Annotated in this window: 23 protein-coding genes and 1 tRNA gene; 13 read left to right on the top strand and 11 right to left on the bottom strand. The window is 58.0% G+C overall.

The window, feature by feature from the left end:
• Positions 1-138: 138 nt before the first annotated feature.
• A complete protein-coding gene (locus PSH97_RS01575) occupies positions 139-579 on the bottom strand; it encodes a hypothetical protein (protein ID WP_305447831.1) in 441 nt (146 codons plus the stop codon).
• On the opposite strand from PSH97_RS01575, the gene PSH97_RS01570 reads away from it, so the two are divergent.
• Entirely contained in the window at positions 578-1,033 is a 456-nt protein-coding gene (locus PSH97_RS01570) for a tRNA (cytidine(34)-2'-O)-methyltransferase (protein ID WP_007949025.1), read from the top strand. The genes PSH97_RS01575 and PSH97_RS01570 overlap by 2 nt on opposite strands.
• Before the next feature lie 143 nt (positions 1,034-1,176).
• Here the strand turns inward: PSH97_RS01570 and secB are convergent, their stop codons facing one another.
• From secB to PSH97_RS01555, 3 genes are read right to left on the bottom strand one after another with little or no spacing between them, the layout of a single operon-like run.
• The gene (secB, locus tag PSH97_RS01565) at positions 1,177-1,662 is read right to left on the bottom strand and encodes a protein-export chaperone SecB (RefSeq protein WP_007897410.1); all 486 of its coding nucleotides are present in this window, start codon (positions 1,660-1,662) and stop codon (positions 1,177-1,179) included.
• 41 nt (positions 1,663-1,703) lie between these two features.
• Positions 1,704-1,958 (bottom strand): glutaredoxin 3, encoded by a 255-nt coding sequence (gene grxC / locus PSH97_RS01560; protein ID WP_237883618.1) that lies wholly within the window; start codon positions 1,956-1,958, stop codon positions 1,704-1,706.
• A 1-nt stretch (position 1,959) separates the two neighbouring features.
• On the bottom strand, positions 1,960-2,373 hold the full coding sequence (locus PSH97_RS01555) for a rhodanese-like domain-containing protein (protein WP_123361124.1): 414 nt from the start codon (positions 2,371-2,373) through the stop codon (positions 1,960-1,962).
• Between the two features lie 152 nt (positions 2,374-2,525).
• Here PSH97_RS01555 and gpmI point away from each other — a divergent pair, with 152 nt between their 5' ends.
• The 5 genes from gpmI to PSH97_RS01530 all read left to right on the top strand — a co-directional run bounded on the left by gpmI (position 2,526) and on the right by PSH97_RS01530 (position 9,330).
• Positions 2,526-4,055: a 2,3-bisphosphoglycerate-independent phosphoglycerate mutase gene (gene gpmI, locus PSH97_RS01550; protein ID WP_305447830.1), complete on the top strand. Its 1,530-nt coding sequence runs from the start codon at positions 2,526-2,528 to the stop codon at positions 4,053-4,055.
• A 228-nt stretch (positions 4,056-4,283) separates the two neighbouring features.
• Positions 4,284-5,582, top strand: coding sequence for a murein hydrolase activator EnvC family protein (locus tag PSH97_RS01545; RefSeq protein ID WP_305447829.1), 1,299 nt, complete (start codon positions 4,284-4,286; stop codon positions 5,580-5,582).
• A 34-nt stretch (positions 5,583-5,616) separates the two neighbouring features.
• Positions 5,617-6,936, top strand: a complete 1,320-nt coding sequence (locus PSH97_RS01540; protein ID WP_305447828.1) for a S41 family peptidase — start codon at positions 5,617-5,619, stop codon at positions 6,934-6,936.
• A gap of 1 nt (position 6,937) precedes the next feature.
• Complete coding sequence (locus PSH97_RS01535) at positions 6,938-7,735, top strand: divergent polysaccharide deacetylase family protein (protein ID WP_305447827.1); 798 nt, start codon at positions 6,938-6,940, stop codon at positions 7,733-7,735.
• 188 nt (positions 7,736-7,923) lie between these two features.
• On the top strand, positions 7,924-9,330 hold the full coding sequence (locus tag PSH97_RS01530) for a trypsin-like serine peptidase (protein ID WP_305447826.1): 1,407 nt from the start codon (positions 7,924-7,926) through the stop codon (positions 9,328-9,330).
• Positions 9,331-9,378: 48 nt separating this feature from the next.
• Here the strand turns inward: PSH97_RS01530 and PSH97_RS01525 are convergent, their stop codons facing one another.
• The 7 genes from PSH97_RS01525 to PSH97_RS01495 form a co-directional block, all read right to left on the bottom strand.
• Complete coding sequence (locus tag PSH97_RS01525) at positions 9,379-10,134, bottom strand: substrate-binding periplasmic protein (RefSeq protein WP_305447825.1); 756 nt, start codon at positions 10,132-10,134, stop codon at positions 9,379-9,381.
• A gap of 73 nt (positions 10,135-10,207) precedes the next feature.
• A complete protein-coding gene (gene hisF / locus PSH97_RS01520; RefSeq protein WP_084318197.1) occupies positions 10,208-10,978 on the bottom strand; it encodes an imidazole glycerol phosphate synthase subunit HisF in 771 nt (256 codons plus the stop codon).
• Positions 10,979-10,987: 9 nt separating this feature from the next.
• Complete coding sequence (hisA, locus tag PSH97_RS01515) at positions 10,988-11,725, bottom strand: 1-(5-phosphoribosyl)-5-[(5-phosphoribosylamino)methylideneamino]imidazole-4-carboxamide isomerase (RefSeq protein ID WP_305447824.1); 738 nt, start codon at positions 11,723-11,725, stop codon at positions 10,988-10,990.
• Between the two features lie 42 nt (positions 11,726-11,767).
• On the bottom strand, positions 11,768-12,025 hold the full coding sequence (locus tag PSH97_RS01510; protein ID WP_046045558.1) for a DUF2164 domain-containing protein: 258 nt from the start codon (positions 12,023-12,025) through the stop codon (positions 11,768-11,770).
• Positions 12,026-12,664, bottom strand: coding sequence for an imidazole glycerol phosphate synthase subunit HisH (gene hisH, locus PSH97_RS01505; RefSeq protein WP_008068774.1), 639 nt, complete (start codon positions 12,662-12,664; stop codon positions 12,026-12,028). It lies immediately after the preceding gene.
• Positions 12,664-13,257 carry an imidazoleglycerol-phosphate dehydratase HisB gene (gene hisB, locus PSH97_RS01500; RefSeq protein ID WP_007939452.1) on the bottom strand — a complete coding sequence of 198 codons (594 nt, stop codon included), beginning with the start codon at positions 13,255-13,257 and terminating at the stop codon, positions 12,664-12,666. The genes hisH and hisB overlap by 1 nt, the downstream gene beginning before the upstream one ends.
• A 272-nt stretch (positions 13,258-13,529) precedes the next feature.
• A complete protein-coding gene (locus PSH97_RS01495; protein WP_052962820.1) occupies positions 13,530-15,191 on the bottom strand; it encodes an OFA family MFS transporter in 1,662 nt (553 codons plus the stop codon).
• 266 nt (positions 15,192-15,457) lie between these two features.
• On the opposite strand from PSH97_RS01495, the gene PSH97_RS01490 reads away from it, so the two are divergent.
• The 7 genes from PSH97_RS01490 to PSH97_RS01460 all read left to right on the top strand — a co-directional run bounded on the left by PSH97_RS01490 (position 15,458) and on the right by PSH97_RS01460 (position 21,954).
• On the top strand, positions 15,458-15,862 hold the full coding sequence (locus tag PSH97_RS01490) for an acetyl-CoA sensor PanZ family protein (RefSeq protein WP_305447823.1): 405 nt from the start codon (positions 15,458-15,460) through the stop codon (positions 15,860-15,862).
• 77 nt (positions 15,863-15,939) lie between these two features.
• Complete coding sequence (locus tag PSH97_RS01485) at positions 15,940-18,168, top strand: AsmA family protein (protein ID WP_305447822.1); 2,229 nt, start codon at positions 15,940-15,942, stop codon at positions 18,166-18,168.
• Positions 18,165-19,232 carry an A/G-specific adenine glycosylase gene (gene mutY / locus PSH97_RS01480; RefSeq protein WP_305447821.1) on the top strand — a complete coding sequence of 356 codons (1,068 nt, stop codon included), beginning with the start codon at positions 18,165-18,167 and terminating at the stop codon, positions 19,230-19,232. The genes PSH97_RS01485 and mutY overlap by 4 nt, the downstream gene beginning before the upstream one ends.
• The gene (locus PSH97_RS01475; protein WP_305447820.1) at positions 19,229-19,501 is read left to right on the top strand and encodes an oxidative damage protection protein; all 273 of its coding nucleotides are present in this window, start codon (positions 19,229-19,231) and stop codon (positions 19,499-19,501) included. The genes mutY and PSH97_RS01475 overlap by 4 nt, the downstream gene beginning before the upstream one ends.
• 103 nt (positions 19,502-19,604) lie before the next feature.
• Positions 19,605-19,680, top strand: a tRNA-Phe gene (locus PSH97_RS01470).
• 330 nt (positions 19,681-20,010) lie between these two features.
• The gene (locus tag PSH97_RS01465) at positions 20,011-21,090 is read left to right on the top strand and encodes a hypothetical protein (RefSeq protein WP_305447819.1); all 1,080 of its coding nucleotides are present in this window, start codon (positions 20,011-20,013) and stop codon (positions 21,088-21,090) included.
• Between the two features lie 72 nt (positions 21,091-21,162).
• Complete coding sequence (locus PSH97_RS01460) at positions 21,163-21,954, top strand: TSUP family transporter (protein ID WP_305447818.1); 792 nt, start codon at positions 21,163-21,165, stop codon at positions 21,952-21,954.
• Positions 21,955-21,980 lie beyond the last annotated feature (26 nt).

Below are 21,980 nucleotides of genomic sequence, written 5' to 3'. Positions count from 1 at the left end.
TTGCGACGAGCCCATCCCGTTTTGGGGTCCTTGGTACAGGCAGGCCGGGGATTCCCTCTTTACACCGGGCTCACGACGCAATGCGCGAGCCCTCCCGTTTTGGGAACCTTGGTACAGGCAGGCCGGGGATTCCCTCTTTTATTGCTCTCGGAGATGGATCTCCAGCCGCCAGCGGTCATCGACCTCGCTACCGACCCACTCGCCCTGCAGCGGCCGGGCCGCCACCACCGTCAGCAACAATCCCCCATCACTCAACCGCGTTCGCCAATTCACGTCCTTGCCGTTGAGCTTTAGCTGACCTTTCTGTGCACGGCCTTCAGCCTCGAACAACAGCGCCACGCTGCCGTCGACTATCTCGCCGTGGGTTTTGGGTTCGTTGTTGAACCACACCACCAGTCCATCGTTCGTCACCTCGACCTGCTGCAAAACACTGGGGTCGGGCGCGGTCAGGCGACCGATCATCAGGCCCACCATCACCCCGACAATCGCCAGCGAAGCCATCACTCGCGGGAATAGTTTCGAACGAGGGTCCTTTGGCGGCGTAGAATGCCCGTCATCTTTACCTTCGGAGCCGTGCATGTTTCACGTCATCCTTTTCCAACCAGAAATTCCGCCGAATACCGGCAACGTTATCAGGCTGTGCGCCAACAGTGGCTGCCACCTGCATTTGATCGAACCGCTGGGCTTCGAGATGGACGACAAGCGCCTGCGCCGGGCCGGCCTCGATTACCATGAGTATGCCACCCTGCAACGCCATGCGGACCTCGCCAGCTGCCTGGAAAGTCTCGGTCATCCACGGTTGTTCGCCTTTACCACCAAAGGCTCGCGGCCATTTCACGACGCCAGCTTCGCCGAGGGCGATGCCTTCCTGTTCGGCCCGGAAAGCCGTGGCTTGCCGGCCGAGGTGCTCGACGCCCTGCCCGGCGAACAACGTCTGCGTTTGCCGATGCGTGAAGGCTGCCGCAGCCTGAACCTGTCCAACACCGTGGCCGTCGCCGTGTATGAAGGCTGGCGCCAGCTTGGGTTCAAGTAACCCTGCGACTGATCGATCCCACGCTCCGCGTGGGAATGCAGCCCGTGACTAGAGGCATTCCCACGCAGAGCGTGGGAACGATCATCTCCCGCCCAAGAAAAAAGCGCCTGTTATGGCGCTTTTTTCGTTACTGCATCGAACGCTTATTGAACGGTCGGAGTCTCGCCAGCCGCCTGCATGCGTTGCAGCTCTTGTGCGTACAGTGCGTCGAAGTTCACCGGGGCCAGCATCAGGGCCGGGAACGAACCGCGGGTCACCAGGCTGTCCAGGGTTTCGCGAGCGTACGGGAACAGGATGTTCGGGCAGAACGCGCCCAGGGTGTGGCTCATCGAAGCATCGTCCAGGTTCTTGATCAGGAAGATCCCGGCCTGTTGCACTTCAGCAATGAACGCCACTTCTTCACCGTTTTTCACGGTAACCGACAGGGTCAGCACGACTTCGTGGAAGTCGCCTTCCAGAGCCTTCTGGCGGGTGTTCAGATCCAGACCAACGCTTGGCTCCCACTGCTGGCGAAAGATCGCCGGGCTTTTCGGGGCTTCGAAGGACAAGTCGCGTACGTAGATGCGCTGCAAGGAGAATTGCGGTGCGGTTTCTTCTTCGCTAGCTGCAGTGTTCTGTTGGTCAGTCATCTCAGATCCTTTCTGATCTCGGGGTCTTATAGGGAAGGTGTTCAGGCCTTGAGCAGTTCGTCGAGCTTACCGGCGCGTTCAAGGGCAAACAAATCATCACAGCCGCCAATGTGGCGCTCACCGATCCAGATCTGCGGTACGGACGTACGCCCCGCTTTCTGGGCCATGGCGGCGCGCACCTGCGGCTTGCCATCGACCTTGATCTCTTCGAAGGCCACGCCTTTGTTCTCGAGCAGGTACTTGGCTCGCGAGCAATAACCGCAGTAATCGCTGGAATAGACGACGACGTTGCTCATATCACTTCACCAGCGGCAGATTGTCGGCTTTCCAGCTGGAAATACCGCCGGACAGCTTGGCGGCGGTGAAGCCGGCTTTCATCAGCTCGCGAGCATGAGTGCCGGCAGTCTGGCCCATGGCATCGACCAGGATAATGGTCTTGGCCTTGTGTTTTTCCAGTTCGCCGACGCGAGCGGTCAGTTTGTCGTGAGGAATGTTCAACGCGCCAACAATGTGACCAGCGGTGAAATCCTTGATCGGACGGATGTCGATCACCACGCCTGCGTCCTTGTTGACCAGCCCGGTCAGTTCACCGGTGCTCAGGCTGCGGCCGCCGCCTTGCATCTGATAAGCGATCAGCAACGCCAACAGTACGACGAAGATACCGACGAGCAAATAGTGGTTAGTGGCAAATTCAATCAGGTGAGCAACCATCGAAGGAGGTTCCAGGGCGTTAAAATGTCGGCCAGTATACACAGCCACTATGGTGGGCCAAACCCCGTCCGGCGGTGACGGCGCCGGAACTTCGCTTTAAACTGCCACTCCCTTTTCCATCGCCTCTTTTAATTCAGCCACGAGTGGAATCCATGACTACCACGCCTAAACCTTTGGTCCTGATTATTCTCGACGGCTTCGGTCACAGTGAGAGCCCTGAATCCAACGCCATCTATGCGGCGAAGAAGCCCGTACTGGAGCGCCTGTGGGCCACCGTGCCGAACGGCCTGATCTCGGGCAGCGGCATGGACGTCGGCTTGCCGGACGGCCAGATGGGCAACTCCGAAGTCGGTCACATGAACCTTGGCGCCGGCCGCGTGGTGTACCAGGACTTCACACGCGTGACCAAAGCGATCCGCGACGGCGAGTTCTTCGAGAACCCGACCATCTGCGCCGCGGTGGATAAAGCCGTTGCTGCCGGCAAAGCCGTGCACTTCATGGGGCTGCTGTCCGATGGCGGCGTTCATAGCCACCAGGACCACCTGGTCGCCATGGCGGAACTGGCCTACAAGCGCGGCGCCGAAAAGATCTACCTGCACGCCTTCCTCGATGGCCGCGACACGCCGCCGAAAAGCGCCCAGTCGTCGATCGAATTGTTGGACGCGACCTTCGAAGCCCTCGGCAAAGGCCGGATCGCCAGCATCATTGGCCGTTACTACGCCATGGACCGCGACAACCGTTGGGATCGCGTGTCCCAGGCCTACAACCTGATTGTCGATGGCGCCAGCGAATTCAACGCCGCCACCGCCCAGGAAGGCCTGCAAGCCGCTTATGAGCGTGGCGAGAGTGATGAATTCGTCAAGGCCACTTCGATTGGTGAGCCGGTCAAGGTCGAAGACGGCGACGCCGTAGTCTTCATGAACTTCCGCGCCGACCGTGCCCGCGAACTGACCCGCGTGTTCGTCGAAGACGATTTCAAGGAATTCGAACGCGCTCGCCAGCCAAAACTGGCCGGTTTCGTCATGCTGACCCAATACGCCGCCAGCATCCCCGCGCCGTCGGCCTTCGCCGCGAGCGGCCTGGACAACGTGCTGGGCGATTACCTGGCGAAAAACGGCAAGACGCAGCTGCGTATCGCCGAAACCGAGAAGTACGCCCACGTAACGTTCTTCTTTTCTGGCGGTCGCGAAGAACCGTTCCCGGGTGAAGAACGCATCCTGATCCCGTCACCGAAAGTCGCCACCTATGACTTGCAGCCTGAGATGAGTGCCCCGGAAGTCACCGACCGCATCGTCGATGCCATCGAAAACCAGCGTTACGACGTGATCGTGGTCAACTACGCCAACGGCGACATGGTCGGCCATAGCGGTGTGTTCGAGGCGGCGGTGAAAGCCGTGGAATGCCTGGACACCTGCGTCGGCCGTATCGTCGATGCCCTGGAAAAAGTCGGCGGCGAAGCTCTGATTACTGCTGACCATGGCAACGTCGAGCAAATGTCCGATGCATCCACTGGCCAGGCGCACACTGCGCATACCACCGAGCCGGTGCCGTTCATCTATGTCGGCAAGCGTGACTTCAAGGTCCGCGACGGCGGCGTGCTGGCTGACGTGGCACCGACCATGCTGATGTTGCTGGGGCTTGAGAAACCAGCCGAGATGACCGGGACTTCGATTCTGGTGTAATCCAACAGTCAAACGCAGCAAAAACCTGTGGGAGCGAGCCTGCTCGCGATAGCAATCTGACAGCCAACATCTTTGTTGAATGTACTGATGCCATCGCGAGCAGGCTCGCTCCCACATTGGTTTTCGGTGTTTTTCTGTCCAGTTATCACACAACCCCAATTGGGCATTTTTTTTGCTGCGCTTGGCGGGCATACTAGGCCGTCCCTTTCCTTGGTGTCGCCCGCCTCTATGCTTCGCGTCCTGATAGCCCTTGCCCTGACTTGCCTGCTTCAACCGGTCTTTGCCGACGAGCGCACGCAAACCCAACAACAGTTGGACGCCACGCGTCAGGACATTGCCGAGCTGAAGAAACTGCTGGGTAAACTCCAGGAAGAAAAATCCGGAGTGCAGAAAGACCTCAAAGGCACCGAAACCGAGATGGGCAAGCTCGAAAAGCAGGTTGAAGCCCTGCAAAAAGAGCTGAAGAAAAGCGAATCCGAGCTACAGCGACTCGATGCCGAGAAAAAAAAACTCCAGAGCGCGCGCATTGAACAGCAACGACTGATCGCCATCCAGGCCCGCGCGGCCTATCAGAATGGCCGTCAGGAGTACCTCAAGCTGCTGCTCAACCAGCAGAACCCTGAAAAATTCGCCCGCACCCTTACCTATTACGACTACCTGAGCCAGGCCCGCCTGGAGCAGCTGAAGAATTTCAACGAAACCCTGCGCCAACTGGCCAATGTCGAAAAAGACATCGGCCTGCAGCAGGCGCAATTGCTGGTGCAGAAAAGCAGCCTCGACACCCAGCGAGACGAACTCGACAAGGTCCGCAAGGAGCGTCAGCAAGTCCTGGCCAAGCTGAATGACGACGTGAAGGCTCGCGATCAGAAACTGGCGGCGCGCGAGCAGGATCAGGCGGACCTGTCTAAAGTCCTTAAAACCATCGAAGAAACCCTGGCCCGTCAGGCCCGAGAGGCAGAAGAGGCGCGGCAAAAAGCGCTGATCGCCCAGCAGGAAGCCGAAAAAAAGCGTTTACGTGAGGCTCAGGCTGCAGCAGATGCAGAGACAACCGACGCCCCACGCAAACCCGCTAAATCGACACCCGGCGCACTGGTTTCAAGTTCAGGCGAAACCTTTGGCGGCCCCTTTGCTTCCTCCCGCGGCAAACTTCCATGGCCGGTTGATGGTCGACTGCTGGCACGCTTCGGTGAAAGCCGTGGCGACGATGCCCGCACCAAATGGGACGGTGTGATGATCAGCGCCTCCGCCGGCAGCCAGGTGCATGCCGTTCACGGCGGCCGCGTGGTGTTTGCCGATTGGTTGCGAGGCGCCGGGTTGCTGGTGATCCTCGACCACGGCAACGGTTTTTTGAGTCTTTATGGTCACAACCAGACGCTGCTCAAGTCTGCGGGTGACGTGGTAAAAGCCGGTGAGTCCATCTCCACTGTCGGCAACAGTGGCGGGCAGGACACACCAGCGCTGTATTTCGCTATTCGTCAGCAGGGTCACCCGAGTGATCCGGCGCAATGGTGCCGCGCGCAAGGATAGGCGTTGAGTCACCTACATTAGGAGTTCGTTCGACATGCTGTATTTGTCCCGCCTTACCTCGCTGGCCCTGACGATTGCCCTGGTGATCGGCGCGCCGTTGGCGTTTGCCGCTCAACCGGCCCCGGCGGTCGCACCTGCAGGCACTGCTGCGACCACCAAGGCGCCATTGCCGCTGGACGAGTTGCGCACCTTTGCCGAAGTCATGGACCGGATCAAAGCAGCCTATGTAGAACCGGTGGACGACAAGACCCTGCTGGAAAACGCCATCAAAGGCATGCTCAGCAACCTCGACCCGCACTCCGCGTACCTGGGCCCGGAAGACTTCGCTGAATTGCAGGAAAGCACCAGCGGCGAATTCGGTGGCTTGGGCATCGAAGTCGGCGCTGAAGACGGTTTCATCAAAGTGGTTTCGCCGATCGACGACACTCCGGCCTCCAAGGCTGGTATTCAGGCCGGCGACTTCATCGTCAAGATCAACGGCCAGCCGACTCGCGGCCAGAGCATGACCGAAGCCGTGGACAAGATGCGCGGCAAGATCGGCCAGAAGATCACCCTGACCCTGGTACGTGACGGCGGTGCGCCGTTCGATGTAACCCTGGTGCGCGCCATCATCCAAGTGAAGAGCGTGAAGAGCCAACTGCTGGAATCCGGCTACGGTTACATCCGCATCACCCAGTTCCAGGTCAAGACCGGTGAAGAGGTCTCCAAGGCCCTCGCCAAGTTGCGCAAGGACAACGGCAAGAAGCTCAGCGGTATCGTCCTCGACCTGCGTAACAACCCGGGCGGCGTACTGCAATCGGCGGTGGAAGTGGTCGACCACTTCATCACCAAGGGCCTGATCGTCTACACCAAGGGCCGTATCGCCAACTCCGAATTGCGCTTCTCCGCCACCGGCAAGGACGAAAGTGAAGCCGTGCCAATGGTCGTGCTGATCAACGGCGGCAGCGCCTCGGCCTCGGAAATTGTTGCCGGCGCCCTGCAGGATCAGAAACGCGCAGTGGTCATGGGCACCACCAGTTTCGGCAAAGGCTCGGTCCAGACCGTGTTGCCGCTGAACAACGAACGCGCACTGAAAATCACCACGGCGCTGTACTACACGCCGAACGGCCGCTCGATCCAGGCGCAGGGCATCGTCCCGGACATCGAAGTGCGCAAGGCCAAAATCACCAACGAGCAGGACGGCGAATACTTCAAGGAAGCCGATCTGCAAGGCCATCTGGGCAATGGCAACGGCGGCGCCGACAAACCGACCGGCTCCGGCGGCAAAGCCAAGGCCATGCCGCAGGACGACGATTACCAATTGGCCCAGGCCCTGAGCCTGCTCAAAGGACTGAGCATCACCCGCGGCCACTGAGATGCGCCTGCGGTTGCTCCTCGGCCTGCTGTGTTGTCTGGCGGGTGTCGCTCACGCGGCGCCTGCCACAACAGCGGCCACACCTGCGAAGGTTTATCTAAGCCTGATCATCGATGATCTGGGGCAGAACCTGCCCCGGGATCGCCGCGTGCTGGCACTGCCCGGCCCGGTCACCGCGGCAATCATGCCCGACACCCCCCACGCCACCGAATTCGCCCGCGAAGCCCATCGCGCCGGCAAGATCGTTATCCTGCACATGCCCATGGACCCTGCCACCGGGCCGTTTGCCTGGCATCCCGAGTTACCCATCGAAGAACTCGAGAAGCGCTTGAACGCGGCGTTCAAGGCTGTGCCGTATACCGCTGGCATCAACAACCACATGGGCAGCCGCATGACCGTTCAGCAACCAGCCATGGCCTGGCTGATGGCGGACTTGCAGCGTCGACACAAGTTCTTCGTCGACAGCCGCACCAGTGCGCAAACCGTAGCGGCCGCCGAAGCGCAGAAGATCGGGTTGGCGAGCGTTTCGCGGGATGTGTTCCTGGATGACGAGCCCACTGAAGCCGCGATCTTTGCTCAGCTACAGACAGCTATCAGCCTGGCGCGCAAGCAGGGTTCTGCGGTGATGATCGGGCATCCGTATTCACAGACGCTGACGGTACTTGAACGTGAATTGCCCAAGCTCAAGGCTCAAGGCATTGACTGGATCGATATCCAACAGATGATCAGCGTGCGCAGCAATCGGGCGATGGCTGGGCATGGGAAAGACGGCATTTACCGCACACCGCTCGTTAATTAACCAATTATTTACCGCTTCATGGCGTGCGCGATTGGAGTCCGCCATTGCGCTGCAGCCGACTATATAAATATGTACCACCTGCCCCTGCGAATAAATCATCACCCTAGCTCGACGCTATAAATCACACAGCAGACATTCGCGTCTGCCCCCCCCCTGCAACCACAAACATCTATCGCCAAGGATGGCAAATGAAATTCAAACATATCACTTTGATAATTAATCTGATCAGTCACTTCTTTTTGTTCGCCGAAGCCGCACAAACTGATATCGGAGACAACTTAAAAAACGGTTCCCCTGCCAAACCGTTAACAAACAGTGACAACCGGTATTCACGCTGGACTGGAATTGGCCTCTTGAATATGCCTAAAGGTACTTGCACCGCAGCTCTTATTGACACCAGAGATTCCGGCTGGACGAATACTGCGCCCGCCTATGTAATCACTGCCGGCCATTGCGTACTAGCTGAATACGGTACTTCAAAGCTGAATCACAAGTTCAATGCAAACGTAACTTTCAATTATTTTCAGGACACGGTATCCAATCACAAAACATACAAAGTCCGCACGGCAATCTGGACAAGCATGCTAGGAACAGATCTAGCGGTACTCGAGCTTGAGAAGCCTCTGTCGGCATTATTGCAAGACCAGATCATGCCTCTCAAAATTTCACCCACGCCCCCCTTCTTCTCTCATGACGTGCTCAATGTCGGTGCACCCGGCACCTTCACCACCAAGACCTTACGCTTGAGTGCCTGTACCCAGGAAGTGTCCAGGACTATCTCTGGCATACCGCCCGCATTTCCCGGAGGGTTAGTGAACGAGTGCAAGGATTTGGATTACGGGAGCTCCGGTAGCCCAATGGTTGATCGGCGAACAAACCAAATAACGAGTATTGTTTCCGAACGCCATTACGGTTTTTCACCCGCGTTTTTATCAAGCTGTTTCATAAATGGAATATTCAGCAATGGCACTGCAACCTGTGACTTACAACAAATCAACGTGAACGTCGACTTCGAGAGCTTATTTCTAAGAACCAAATTTCGGCCTGAAATTGACTATTTGGGCAATGAAACAATGCCAACATGGAATTTTTCATTCAATATCGATACTCCATATTACCGATACAAGGCTGTGCGAGACGCCCTCAATTGCGAGAAACCAGAAAACTATAGCGCCGCCATCAGCGCTACAAATGGCCATATTAACGATTCTGTAGGTCCCGAAACGCGCATGCATGTACTGTGCATAATAGGTGTACGCTCGAAAGAACAAAAATTGACAACTCTATTGCTGAAAAATACTTTCACCCACGCTGCTCATCTTGCAGAGCCTGCTCCTGAACCAGCGTTTGGCCATACTAAAAACTTTACATCGATGCAATGGGAAGGTGCATATCCTGATTTCAGCTCGCATTTTTTCTATTCAACGAGCATCGATAGCACGCCCTGTGCCGATGTCCGTGACGAACGGTACAAGAAAGCAGCGGAGTTCGAGTTGCTGCCTCCAGACAGTCCTTTGAAAGTATGTAGCTACGCCAGCAATGAATCAGACCTGCAACCCTCGGCAACGCGATTTGATTTGGTAACGCCCCACTAGAGCTCGATAAGACTTTCTATAGGGAGCAATATTTCACCAACCGGCGTATCAGAGATATCGTGCCATGATGTCGTCCACCACGCCTTCCTTGCGCAGTTGATCCAACGCCGCCTGAAGTCTGGCCACCACTTCATCTGGCACCCCCTTGTTCAGCGCCAGGTAAAGCTCGGCGCTGTTGAAACGCAGCACGGTTTTAAGTCCGACCACACCGTCCTGACGGGCCAGATAGCGTCCGGCCGGATCACCCGTTGCCCACAGGTCGATCTGGCCGCTGGCAAGCTTCTTCGCGTTATCTTGATCACGTAGCACGATAATGGGCTTGAGACCCTGTTTGGTCAGCGTCTCGGCGATCGCGTCGCCCTTGTACGCGCCGATCTTGAACTTGCGGGCGTCATCCAGCGTTTCAAGACTGATCTTGCTGTCAGCCTTGGCCAGCATGATCCAGTCATCCGGACCAATCGGACCGACCCATTTGAACAGCTTTTCGCGGTCCGGCAAACGCGCCATCACGAACACGCCATAACCCGGTTTCTCCAGAGCAAGCTTGTAGATGCGCTCCCACGGAAAACGCAGCGTCAGGCTGTAGGTCATGCCCGCGCGCTTGAACATCTCACGAATGATGTCCACGGCGATGCCGTTGATGTTCTCGTCCTGAGCGAAATTTTTGCCGTTCTTCGCCATGTTGTATGGCGGGAAGTTTTCCGTCAGCAGCACCAGGTCGGTGGCGGGACTTTCTTCGGCGCGGGCTCCGTTGATAAACAACAAAGAGGCGCTGGCGAGGACAAGCAGAAGACGTTTAAGCATGTCGGGCTACCGGAATCCATGGCGTGCTCAAGAGTGCCTTGAGCCCGCCATACTGTCCACTGGCCTGTAGTGTTTAGCGCATCACGATGCCGCGATGAGCCATGTAGGCCTTGGCTTCCTGCACGGTGTATTCGCCGAAGTGGAAAATACTCGCTGCCAGCACCGCGCTGGCGTGGCCCTCGAGGATGCCGTCGGCCAAGTGCTGCAAGTTGCCGACACCGCCGGACGCGATCACCGGAATCCCCAGCGCATCGCTGATGGCGCGGGTGACGCCCAGGTCGAAGCCGTTTTTCATGCCGTCCTGATCCATGCTGGTCAGCAGGATTTCCCCGGCACCGAGGCCTTCCATCTTCTTCGCCCACTCAACGGCGTCGAGGCCGGTTGGCTTGCGACCACCGTGGGTGAAGATTTCCCAGCGCGGGATTTCGCCCGGACCGGAAACCTTCTTCGCGTCGATGGCAACGACAATGCACTGCGAACCGAAATGCTGAGCCGCTTCGCCGACGAACTCCGGGTTGAACACCGCAGCAGTGTTGATCGAAACCTTGTCCGCACCGGCATTGAGCAAGTTGCGAATGTCCTGCACGGTACGCACGCCGCCACCCACGGTCAGCGGGATGAACACCTGGCTGGCCATGCGTTCGACGGTATGCAGCGTGGTGTCGCGACCGTCGACGCTGGCGGTGATGTCGAGAAAGGTAATCTCGTCGGCACCCTGCTCATCGTAGCGACGGGCGATTTCCACCGGATCACCGGCGTCGCGAATGTTCTCGAACTTGACGCCCTTGACCACCCGGCCGTTATCCACGTCCAGGCAAGGGATGATGCGTTTGGCCAGCGCCATGGTGAGTCCTCAGCCTTTGTACGAATCGCAGAAAGCTTGCGCTTGCGCGACATCGAGGGTGCCTTCGTAAATCGCCCGGCCGGTGATGGCGCCGATGATGCCTGGCGCCTTGGCGTCGAGCAGCGACTTGATGTCACCCAGATTGTGGATACCGCCGGAAGCGATCACCGGAATCTTCGTCGCCGCGGCCAGGGCGGCAGTGTATGAAACGTTGCAGCCCTGCATCATGCCGTCTTTGGCGATGTCGGTATAAACGATCGCGGATACGCCGTCGGCTTCGAATTGCCTGGCCAGGTCAATCACCTGAATGGTGCTGATTTCAGCCCAGCCGTCGGTGGCGACAAAACCGTCCTTGGCGTCCAGACCGACGATCACTTTGCCCGGGAACGCGCGGCAGGCTTCAGCAACGAAAGCCGGATCTTTCACGGCTTTGGTGCCGATGATCACGTAGCTCACGCCCGCTTTCACGTAGTGTTCGATGGTTTCCAGGGAACGGATACCGCCGCCGATCTGAATAGGCAGATTCGGGTAGCGCTTGGCGATGGCGGTAACTACTTCGCCGTTGACCGGCTGACCTTCGAAAGCACCGTTCAGGTCGACCAGATGCAGACGGCGGCAACCGCCTTCCACCCACTTGGCAGCCATGCTCACCGGGTCATCGGAGAACACCGTGGAATCTTCCATGCGACCCTGGCGCAGACGAACACAGGCACCGTCTTTGAGATCGATAGCGGGAATAATCAGCATCTGGCAAACCTTCAAATTCGAGTATTCAGCTTCGCTCGGAAATCAGTTTTTCTCGAGCGCCCACAGGTCGCTTTCGATGCTTTCGAACCTCTCTTTGAGGTGCGTCTGCACATCGAAAATCGCCCTGTTGTAATAGTGCGGAGCAATTTCGCGGGTAAACAGCTCAAGGATTTCAGCCGCTTCGAACGAACCCAGGTCCAGCTCGAAGCGATCCTCCATGAAGCGTTTGATCTTGTGATTGGCCTCGTTCTCCTGCTCGGGAGTGAGGGTCAGGATCGGCGGCTTCTTTTTGGCAGCCATTTACCAGCGACCATCCCACGCGGCGAAGTTCTGCAGCAATTGCAGGCCATGGGTATGGCTCTTCTCCGGGTGAAACTGCACGGCGAAACGCGAGCCGTCGGCCAGCGCAGCGGCGAAATCAACACCGTAGTGACCGCTACCCACCACCTGCCGCGCATTGCCGGCAGCGATGTAGTAGCTGTGCACGAAGTAGAAACGCGCCAGGTCCGGAATGTTGTGCCACAGCGGGTGTTCTACCGTTTGCTTCACTTCGTTCCAGCCCATGTGCGGGACTTTCAGGTGTTCGCCGTCTTCGTGCAGATCTTTGCCGAAGAACTTCACCTGGCCCGGGAACAGGCCAATGCAGTCCACGCCGTTGTTCTCTTCACTGCTGTCGAGCAAGGCTTGCATGCCCACGCAGATGCCGAGGAACGGGCGGTCCTGGCTAACTTCACGCACCAGCGAGTCGAAGCCCAGGCGACGGATCTCCGCCATGCAATCACGAATCGCGCCGACGCCGGGGAATACCACCCGGTCGGCTTCGCGAATCACGTCGGCATCGCTGGTGATCAAGACCTTGCCGGCACCGACGTGCTCGAGGGCCTTGGCCACCGAGTGCAGGTTGCCCATGCCGTAATCGATAACCGCGACCGTCTGCATTACAGAACGCCTTTGGTCGACGGCATTTGCCCGGCCATGCGGTCATCCAGCTCCACGGCCATGCGCAGGGCACGGCCGAAAGCCTTGAACACGGTTTCGATCTGGTGGTGGGTGTTGTGCCCACGCAGATTGTCGATGTGCAGGGTGACGTTGGCGTGGTTGACGAAGCCCTGGAAAAATTCCTGGAACAGGTCAACGTCGAAACCGCCGACGGTCGCGCGGGTATAAGGAACATGCATTTGCAGGCCAGGGCGGCCGGAGAAGTCGATCACCACGCGCGACAGCGCTTCATCGAGCGGCACGTAGGCGTGGCCGTAGCGACGGATGCCTTTCTTGTCGCCGATGGCTTTGGTGAAGGCCTGACCCAGGGTGATACCAACGTCTTCCACCGTGTGGTGGTCGTCGATATGCAGGTCGCCCTTGCTGACAATATCCAGGTCGATCAGCCCGTGACGGGCGATCTGGTCCAGCATGTGCTCAAGAAAAGGTACACCGATATCAAATCGGGCCTTTCCGGTGCCATCCAGGTTGATCGAGGCTTTGATCTGGGTTTCCAGAGTGTCGCGCTCGACAGACGCCATACGTTCGGCCATCACCAGCTCCGCAAAAATCATTGGGGCGAAAAAGGCAGCCATTATAGGGTCGCGGGCGCTAAACAGAAACACGAGAGGTGATATCACTGACGGAGTGAATCCCCTGCTGTCGGGGATAGACATGTCAGTACAAGCATCCAAGGACCACTGATCGCTCCCACGCTCTGCGTGGGAGTGCAGCCCTGGACGCTCCGCGTCCACTCTGAATGTGACGCGGAGCGTCACGGGAGGCATTCCCACGCAGAGCGTGGGAACGATCCGTTACGGGGAACTTAGTGGAAAAGGACAGCCGTTTTCTGCAGCGTCACCCAAACACCCCAGGCCAACGGAATGCCCACCACCAACCACGCAGCCACCGCCAACGGCTTGGTACCCGCATCCGCTTTCCACTCCAGCACGGTGCTGGCGTCAGCACCTTTGTCATGGCCCAGCGCCTGTTCGGCCGCCAGTTCGGCGTCGGTCATGAAATACTTGTCGGCCACCGGGCGAACCATCAGGTTGCACAGGAAGCCCAGCACCAGCAGGCCCGCGAGAATGTACAGCGTGATGTCGTAAGCCGCGGCACGTTCAACGCCGATGCTCAGCTGATATTCACGCAGGTAGTTCACCAGCACCGGCCCCAACACACCCGCCGCCGCCCACGCCGTCAGCAGACGACCGTGGATCGCGCCGACCATTTGCGTACCGAACAGGTCCGCGAGATACGCAGGAACCGTCGCAAAACCACCGCCGTACATCGACAGGATGATGCAGAACGCCGCCACGAACAGCGCAACGCTGCCCAGATGACCGAGGTTCGGGATCAGCGCGTACAGCGCGAAACCGAGGGCGAAGAACACGAAATAAGTGTTTTTGCGGCCCAGGTAGTCCGAGAACGAAGCCCAGAAGAACCGGCCCCCGATGTTGAACAGGCTCAGCAAACCGGTGAAACCGGCCGCAATCGCTGCGATCGAGGCCAGTTGCCCGGCATCCAGCTGACCAAACGTCTGGTCGGTGCCCAGCAATTTACCGGCGAAGACTTCCTGCAACAGCGGCGAAGCCATACCGAGGATGCCGATACCCGCCGAAACGTTCAGGCACAGCACCAGCCACACCAGACGGAATTGCGGGGTTTTCCACGCCACATTCACATGCACGTGACGGTGAGTGATCATCGAGTTCGAAGCTTTTTTCGCCGGAGCAGTCCAGCCTTCAGGCTTCCAGCCAGTTGGCGGAACGCGGTAAGACAGCGCCCCACCGATCATGAACACGAAGTAGATCGCAGCCATTACCAGGAAGCTCTGCCATACGCCCACGCTGGTCGGCGAAGCGAAGTGGCCCATCAGCGCTGCAGCCAGTGGAGCACCAACCATCGCGCCGCCACCGAAGCCCATGATCGCCATGCCTGTGGCCATGCCGCGCTTATCCGGGAACCACTTGATCAGGGTCGAGACCGGCGAGATGTAACCCAGCCCCAGGCCGATACCGCCAATGACCCCGGAGCCGATCCACATCAGCCAGATCTGGTGGGTATAGACCCCCAGCGCCGAAATCAGCAGACCGCCACACCAGCACAGTGCCGACACAACACCGGCCTTGCGAGGACCTGCGTGTTCCAGCCAGCCGCCCCAGATTGCTGCCGAGCAGCCGAGGAAGATGAAGAACAGGGTGTAGATCCAGCCAAGCATCGAGATCGGCCAGTCGCATTGCGACGAAAAGACCTGAGCGATGAAGCTCATGTCCGGCGCGCAAGTCACGGCTTTGGTGACGCCCAGGGCTTTGGACAACGGCAACCAGAACACCGAAAAGCCGTAAGCCATGCCGATGCACAGGTGGATGGCCAGCGCGGCCGGTGGTACCAGCCAACGGTTAAAACCGGGCTTGGCGATGATGCGTTCCTTGGACAGGAACGCGGGCTGGTCGGCAAAGCCGTCCGCCGTGATGCTCGTGGTCATGGTGTTTCCCCCAATTATTAGTATTGTTCGCCAGCCGTTCTTCACCCCCAGCCTTAATGCACGCAGGCATGACTGTTTTTTAGGTGAAGCTCCATTTTGGTGCGACATCACGCCGCAGAAGGGACGGACGAACGGGCAGAGGTTACCATTTGCACGTGACAGAAAAACCAAACTGATATCACCTTTTGTATGTCATCTGTTCTCGTACAACCGCAAGAACATGTTTTCACACGCAGAGGCCGGATTAACTTTTCAAAGGAAGCACCATGCCGATCATTGTCGAGCTGCTGAACCAAGCCACATATCAGGATCAGCAAGACCTGCAGAAGATCTACCGCGACGCCCCGGACTGGCTGTTTGCGCCATTCACTGGGGAGATACAGCTGATTGAAGACTGCCTGCAGGATGGTTCGCTGATCGCCGGACGCTTCAACGATCGGTTGTTGGGTGCGGCACGTTTGCAGCGGCACCACGACGTCTGGCATTTGTCCCATTTATGCGTACGAAAAATCACCCGTCGCCGTGGCGTTGCCGAGCGCCTGGTGAACGAAGCGCAGAACATGGCGTCGCAATCAGGCGCGACATTGCGGCTGTTGGCGCCTGCCGGGCACCTCGAAGCTCAAGCGCTAGCGGCTAAGCTGAAAGTGCCGCTGGATGAGCTCCCGAAGTGATCGCTGACCGGTCAGCTACTTCGGAGCGCTATACTCCCCGGCTAAATTTCGAATTCGACTAATACAAGGACTCGCCCATGAAAGCGTTCGGCAAAATCCTGGGTCTGGTACTTCTCGGGCTGTTGCTGATCATTGTGGCGCTGGGCTTTGCCCTGACCCACCTCTTCGATCCCAACGACTATAAAGACGAGATTCGCCAGATTGCCCGCGACAAGGCCCACATCGAGCTGACGCTCAATGGCGATATCGGCTGGAGCCTGTTTCCCTGGCTGGGCCTTGAATTGCACGAAGCCAGTGTTGCGACCCTGGCCAAGCCAACCGAGCCGTTTGCTGACTTGCAGATGCTCGGCCTGTCGGTCCGCGTGATTCCGTTGCTGCGCCGCGAAGTGCAGATGAGCGATGTGCGCGTCGAAGGCCTGAACCTGCGCCTGAATCGCGACAAGAACGGCCACGGCAACTGGGAAGACATCGGCAAGGCCCCGGCCACCCCGAGTGCCTCGGCCACGCCGCCCACCGCTACCGGCGAACCTGCGCCAACGACTACCGCGCAGGCAGAAAAACCGTCCCAGCCGATCCGCCTGGACATCGACAGCCTGACCGTCAACAACGCCCGCGTTGAATACAGCGACGAGAAAACCGGCAAGCAGTTCAGCGCCGAAAGCATCCAGCTGAGCACTGGCCCGGTACATGACTCGACCAACATACCGATCAAACTCACCGCGTTCCTCGGTACCAACCAACCGGTTCTGCGGGTGCGCACCGAGCTGGCCGGCGAGTTGCGTTTCGAGCGTGCGCTGCAGCGCTACAAATTCGAAGACATGAAACTCTCCGGCGAAGTCGCTGGTGATCCGCTGCAAGGCAAGACCATGACCTTCGCCGCTCAAGGCCAGTTGCTGCTGGACAAGGCCGCCAACGTCGCCGAATGGACCGGTATCAAGATCTCCGCCAACCAACTGCGCGCCTTGGGCGAACTGAAGGCCAACGACCTCGACAAGACCCCGCAAATCAGCGGCGGCCTGTCGATTGCTCAATTCGATCTGGCGAAATTCGTCGACAGCATCGGCCAGAAACTCCCGGCGATGGCCGAGGGCAGCCTGAGCAAAGTTGAGCTGGTGAGCCAAGTTGCCGCCACGCCGACCAGTCTGTCCCTCGATAGTCTCACCCTGAAACTCGACGACAGCACGTTCAGCGGCCGCATCGCTGTCGAGGACTTCGCCAGGCAATCTCTACGAGTGAACCTCAAGGCTGACACCTTCAACGTCGATCGTTACTTGCCGCCAAAATCCGCCGAAGCCAACAGCGCGAAGCAGGTGCGTCAGGCCGAAGTGGCCAGCACCGAGAGTGAGGCGATGGCTGGCGCGGGCAGTTCACCGCTGCCACCCTCACCGACCAAAGGCCCGTGGAGCACCGAGCGTCTGTTGCCGGTGGAGCGTCTGAGCAAACTCGACGTGAACGCCGACCTGACCTTCGGCCAGCTGACCCTCGACAAACTGCCGATTCAGAATGCTGCACTCAAGGCCACAGGCCAAGGCGGCCTGCTGACGCTGGAGAATCTGCGCGGCAATCTGTACGACGGCGACTTCGAAGCCAAAGGTACCCTGGATGTGCGCCAGCAAGTACCGGCACTGAACATGCAGACGCGCATCAACAAAGTACCCGTCGAAAAAATCCTCGAAAGCCAAGGGAAAAATCCACCGGTCCAAGGGCTGGTGACGCTCGATAGCGCGCTGACCAGCAGCGGCAATAGCCAGAGCGTGCTGATCGATAACCTCAACGGCAAGGCCAGTTTCGTCATCAACAACGGCGTGCTGCTCAATGCCAACCTTGAGCAGCAACTGTGCAAAGGCATCGCCACCCTGAATCGCAAAACCCTCACGGGCGAGCCACGGGGCAAGGACACACCGTTTGAAGAGCTCAAGGGCAACCTGACCTTCCACAACGGCGTGGCCAATAACCCCGATCTGAAAGTGCGCATTCCGGGCATGACCGTCAACGGTAATGGCGACATCGACCTGCGGGTGCTGGGCATGGATTACCGCGTCGGCGTGATCGTCGAAGGCGACAAGAGCGACATGCCGGACCCTGCCTGCCAAGTCAGCGAACGCTTCGTCGGCATCGAGTGGCCGCTGCGCTGCCGTGGCCCGCTGGAACTGGGCGCCAAGGCTTGCCGCGTCGACAACGAACGCATGGGACAAGTCGCGAGCAAACTGGCTGGCGAGCGGATCAGCGAAAAAATCGACGAGAAGCTTGGCGATAAAGTCAGCCCGGAATTGAAAAATGCGCTCAAGGGGCTGTTCAAGCGATGAGAGCCGAGCAATTTTCAACGGCGGTGCTGGATTGGTACGACCGCCACGGCCGCCACGATTTGCCTTGGCAACAGGGCATCACCCCTTACCGGGTGTGGGTCTCGGAAATCATGTTGCAGCAAACCCAGGTCAGCACTGTGCTGAACTACTTCGACCGTTTCATGGCCTCGCTGCCGACGGTCGAAGCCCTGGCCGCCGCGCCGGAAGACGAAGTGCTGCACCTGTGGACCGGCCTCGGTTACTACACCCGCGCGCGCAACTTGCAGAAGACCGCGAAGATTGTCGTTGCCGAATATGGCGGCGAGTTTCCCCGTGATGTGGAAAAGCTCACCGACCTGCCGGGTATCGGCCTGTCCACCGCCGGCGCGATTGCCAGCCTGAGCATGGGCCTGCGGGCGCCGATCCTCGATGGCAACGTCAAACGCGTGCTGACGCGTTTTACCGCGCAAGAGGGGTATCCGGGCGAGCCCAAGGTTGCCAAACAGCTGTGGGCCAACGCTGAACGCTTCACGCCACATGATCGGGTCAACGCCTACACCCAGGCGATGATGGACCTGGGCGCCACGCTCTGCACCCGCAGCAAACCGAGCTGTCTGCTCTGCCCGCTGGAAAAGGGCTGCGAGGCGCACATGCTTGGCCTGGAAACCCGCTACCCGATTCCCAAACCGCGCAAAGCCGTGCCACAGAAGCGCACGCTGATGCCGATGCTCGCCAACGGCGAAGGGGCGATTCTGCTTTACCGTCGCCCTTCCACGGGCCTGTGGGGCGGTCTCTGGAGCCTGCCGGAACTCGACGACCTCGACGACCTGCAACATCTGGCTTCGCAGCACTCGCTGGAACTGGGCAGCCAACAGGCACTGCCGAGCCTGGTGCACACGTTCAGCCACTTTCAATTATCCATCGAACCCTGGCTGGTTCAGGTCCAGGAGGCCGGCCATCACGTGGCCGAGGCCGACTGGCTCTGGTATAACCTCGCCACCCCGCCGCGCCTGGGCCTTGCCGCCCCGGTCAAAACCTTGCTCGAACGCGCGGCCGCCGTATTGAACGCAGGAGAGTCGTCATGACCCGCACCATCATGTGCCGCAAGTACAAAGAAGAATTGCCCGCCCTGGAGCGCGCTCCATTTCCGGGTGCAAAAGGTCAGGACATTTTTGACCACGTCTCGGCCCAGGCCTGGGCCGACTGGCAGAAACACCAGACCCTGCTGATCAACGAAAAACGCCTGAACATGATGAACGCCGAAGACCGCAAATATCTTCAAGGCGAGATGGACAAGTTCTTTTCCGGCGAGGAATACGCCAAGGCTGAAGGCTACGTTCCGCCTGCTCAATAATTGATCAAAATCCGGGGTCGGCACGTAAGCGACGGTAATAATTAAAATTTTTTTGAAAACTTTCTTGACGACCCCCTGAAAAACCAGTTTAATGCGCCCCGTTGCCCAGATAGCTCAGTCGGTAGAGCAGGGGATTGAAAATCCCCGTGTCGGCGGTTCGATTCCGTCTCTGGGCACCAAATACCGAAAACCCTGAATCGCAAGATTCAGGGTTTTTTTATGCCTGGAATTTGATGAGACACTGTTCCAGTCATCCTCGAAGCGCCGAACGAAGCATCAACTCCCACCTCCTGGCGCTACGCCAGCAAGCGCCTCCAACGCCTTCCGAAGCTGAGTCCCGAGTGCGTCAAGCATTGGTGAACGACCCCTCTCGCAGTCTCTCGGGCTTGTCGGAACGCTCCGTATGCTTTAACGGAAATGGATGACATACGCTGATCATCGGATTGGGCAGAATCGTGGGAGAAGCTGCCGCATAACCGAGAGCAGATACACAACAGGGATGTAGGGTAATGACTGACGCCATCAAACGAGATGTCGAAAACGCTGAGTTTTTTACTGAACAGGACATCAGAATTTTCAGCTTTGATACCCGGCAATCAACACGGCTTCACACGTTCGCCGAAGAACTGGCCGCCATCGGCGGGCCGCAGGCACCAGGAGCCAAGTCCAAAGCCTCTCTGGCAGCCACAGAATTAAAGTCCTCGTTTTCGAAAGACCAATGCCAACTGCTGGCGGCGTACTCTAATGGCCTTGTTTGCGCGTTGATCTTTGAAGGGCTGCAAAAAATCACCGATGGCAGCCCTCCAAATGAACTACCAGACCTGACATCCCTGGAAAATCGATACGACGTCCTTTGCCTGGCCGCACGTAATCAGATCTTGTTGAAACTGGTGGATAACAGTTCCTTTGCCTATGACATGGACAACGAAGGAAAGCTGGTTCGATTGGTAGCCAACTTCAAGGGTGGCGGACTCGTCAAAATCAATGCAGAGCCTGACATCAACGAACTGAGCTCCCATTCCGGCCTCGCGCTTGGCCCGCATACCGAGGCGCCTTACTGGTGCGCCGTGAACGCGAAAGACGGGCACTCGCCCTCTCCGTCGTCGCTCATACTTTCCGCCTTGTGGAACCCGAGCCTGGAACCTACGCGGGTTATTCCGCTGCCTCCCCTGCTGGAAAAAATTGGCGTTAGCCACTGCCTCGCACTGACCACGGGCAACTTTCAATTCACTCGTAGCGACTCCTTTGTCAGTGGCAAAGGGGAAGATGGTCGCAACGTTTCGATTCTGGAGTTTGACGACAAGGTCGGGTTCGCAGCCCGCTTCAACTCGTATCGCTTTTCGGTCAATGACAACGCCTCGAATTTTGTCAAAACGGCCTATGCCGCCCTTTGCCAGGGGGTAAGCGAAGCAACTCCAGTCGAGTACACACTGACTCAAGCGTCAGCCATGGTCATCAATAACGTCCGCTCTCTGCACTGTCGCGATGTCATTAAAGACAACAGACGAGTCCTGGTACGTATTTTCGGGCTTTCAAAATTTTCTTCCCCTGTCGTTATTTCAGAGGACCCGCTACTGCTGCAGGGCTGATTTTTTAAGCGTTCAAGCTGCGGAAGGACCAATCATGTGATTACTGGCCAATAACTAGAAAGAGGGAATGCAATGTCTTGGGATTTAATAGGCATGTTGGCGCTTGTCGCTTTTTTCGCCGGTTTTTTTGATGCGATTGCCGGTGGTGGAGGCTTGATCACCTTACCTGCATTGTTTCTGGCCGGTGTAGATCCGATCAGTGCAATTGCAACGAACAAGTTTCAGGCCGCTTCGGCAACTGTTTCGGCCACTGTAACCTTTGCTCGCAAAGGAATGATCGAGTGGCGCGAAGGCCGTTTCCTGGTGATCTGCGGATTTATGGGTGGCGCCAGTGGTGCCTTGCTGGTCAGCTCTATTGATAAGCGCTATCTGGAAGTTTGCGTGCCTATCATGCTGATTCTGGTGGCTATCTATTTTGCGCTCTCACCAAAGCTGGCCAATGAAGATCGACGCAAGAGAATTGGTATTCTGCTTTTTTCGTTTACCGTGGCGCCGATCCTGGGCTTTTACGACGGTATATTTGGCCCCGGTGTGGGCTCTTTCTTTATTGTCGGTTTTGTACTTCTCTGCGGCTTGGGCATGATGCGGGCCATGAGTTTTACCAAACTTGCCAACGCCTCATGCAACCTGGGTTCTTTGTCGGTCTTCATTACCAAGGGTGTGATTATTTGGCCGATTGCCATAGCCATGGCTCTGGCGGCCTTCATCGGCGCTCAATTGGGTGCACGAGCCGCTGTTCGCGTCGGTCCACGGTTGATTAAACCCATGTTGATCGTGGTCTGCTGCGCCTTAGCCATCAAGCTGCTGAGCGTAGAAAGCAATCCCTTGCGCGTCGCGGTCCTTGAATCGTTGGCTTCGCTGTGAGTACCGGCGCGGCGCTGGGATTTTGC

Origin of the sequence: Pseudomonas cucumis (assembly GCF_030687935.1) — a bacterium.
In the GTDB taxonomy this organism is placed as follows: domain Bacteria; phylum Pseudomonadota; class Gammaproteobacteria; order Pseudomonadales; family Pseudomonadaceae; genus Aquipseudomonas; species Aquipseudomonas cucumis.
This window is presented reverse-complemented; position numbering and strand designations above follow the sequence as displayed.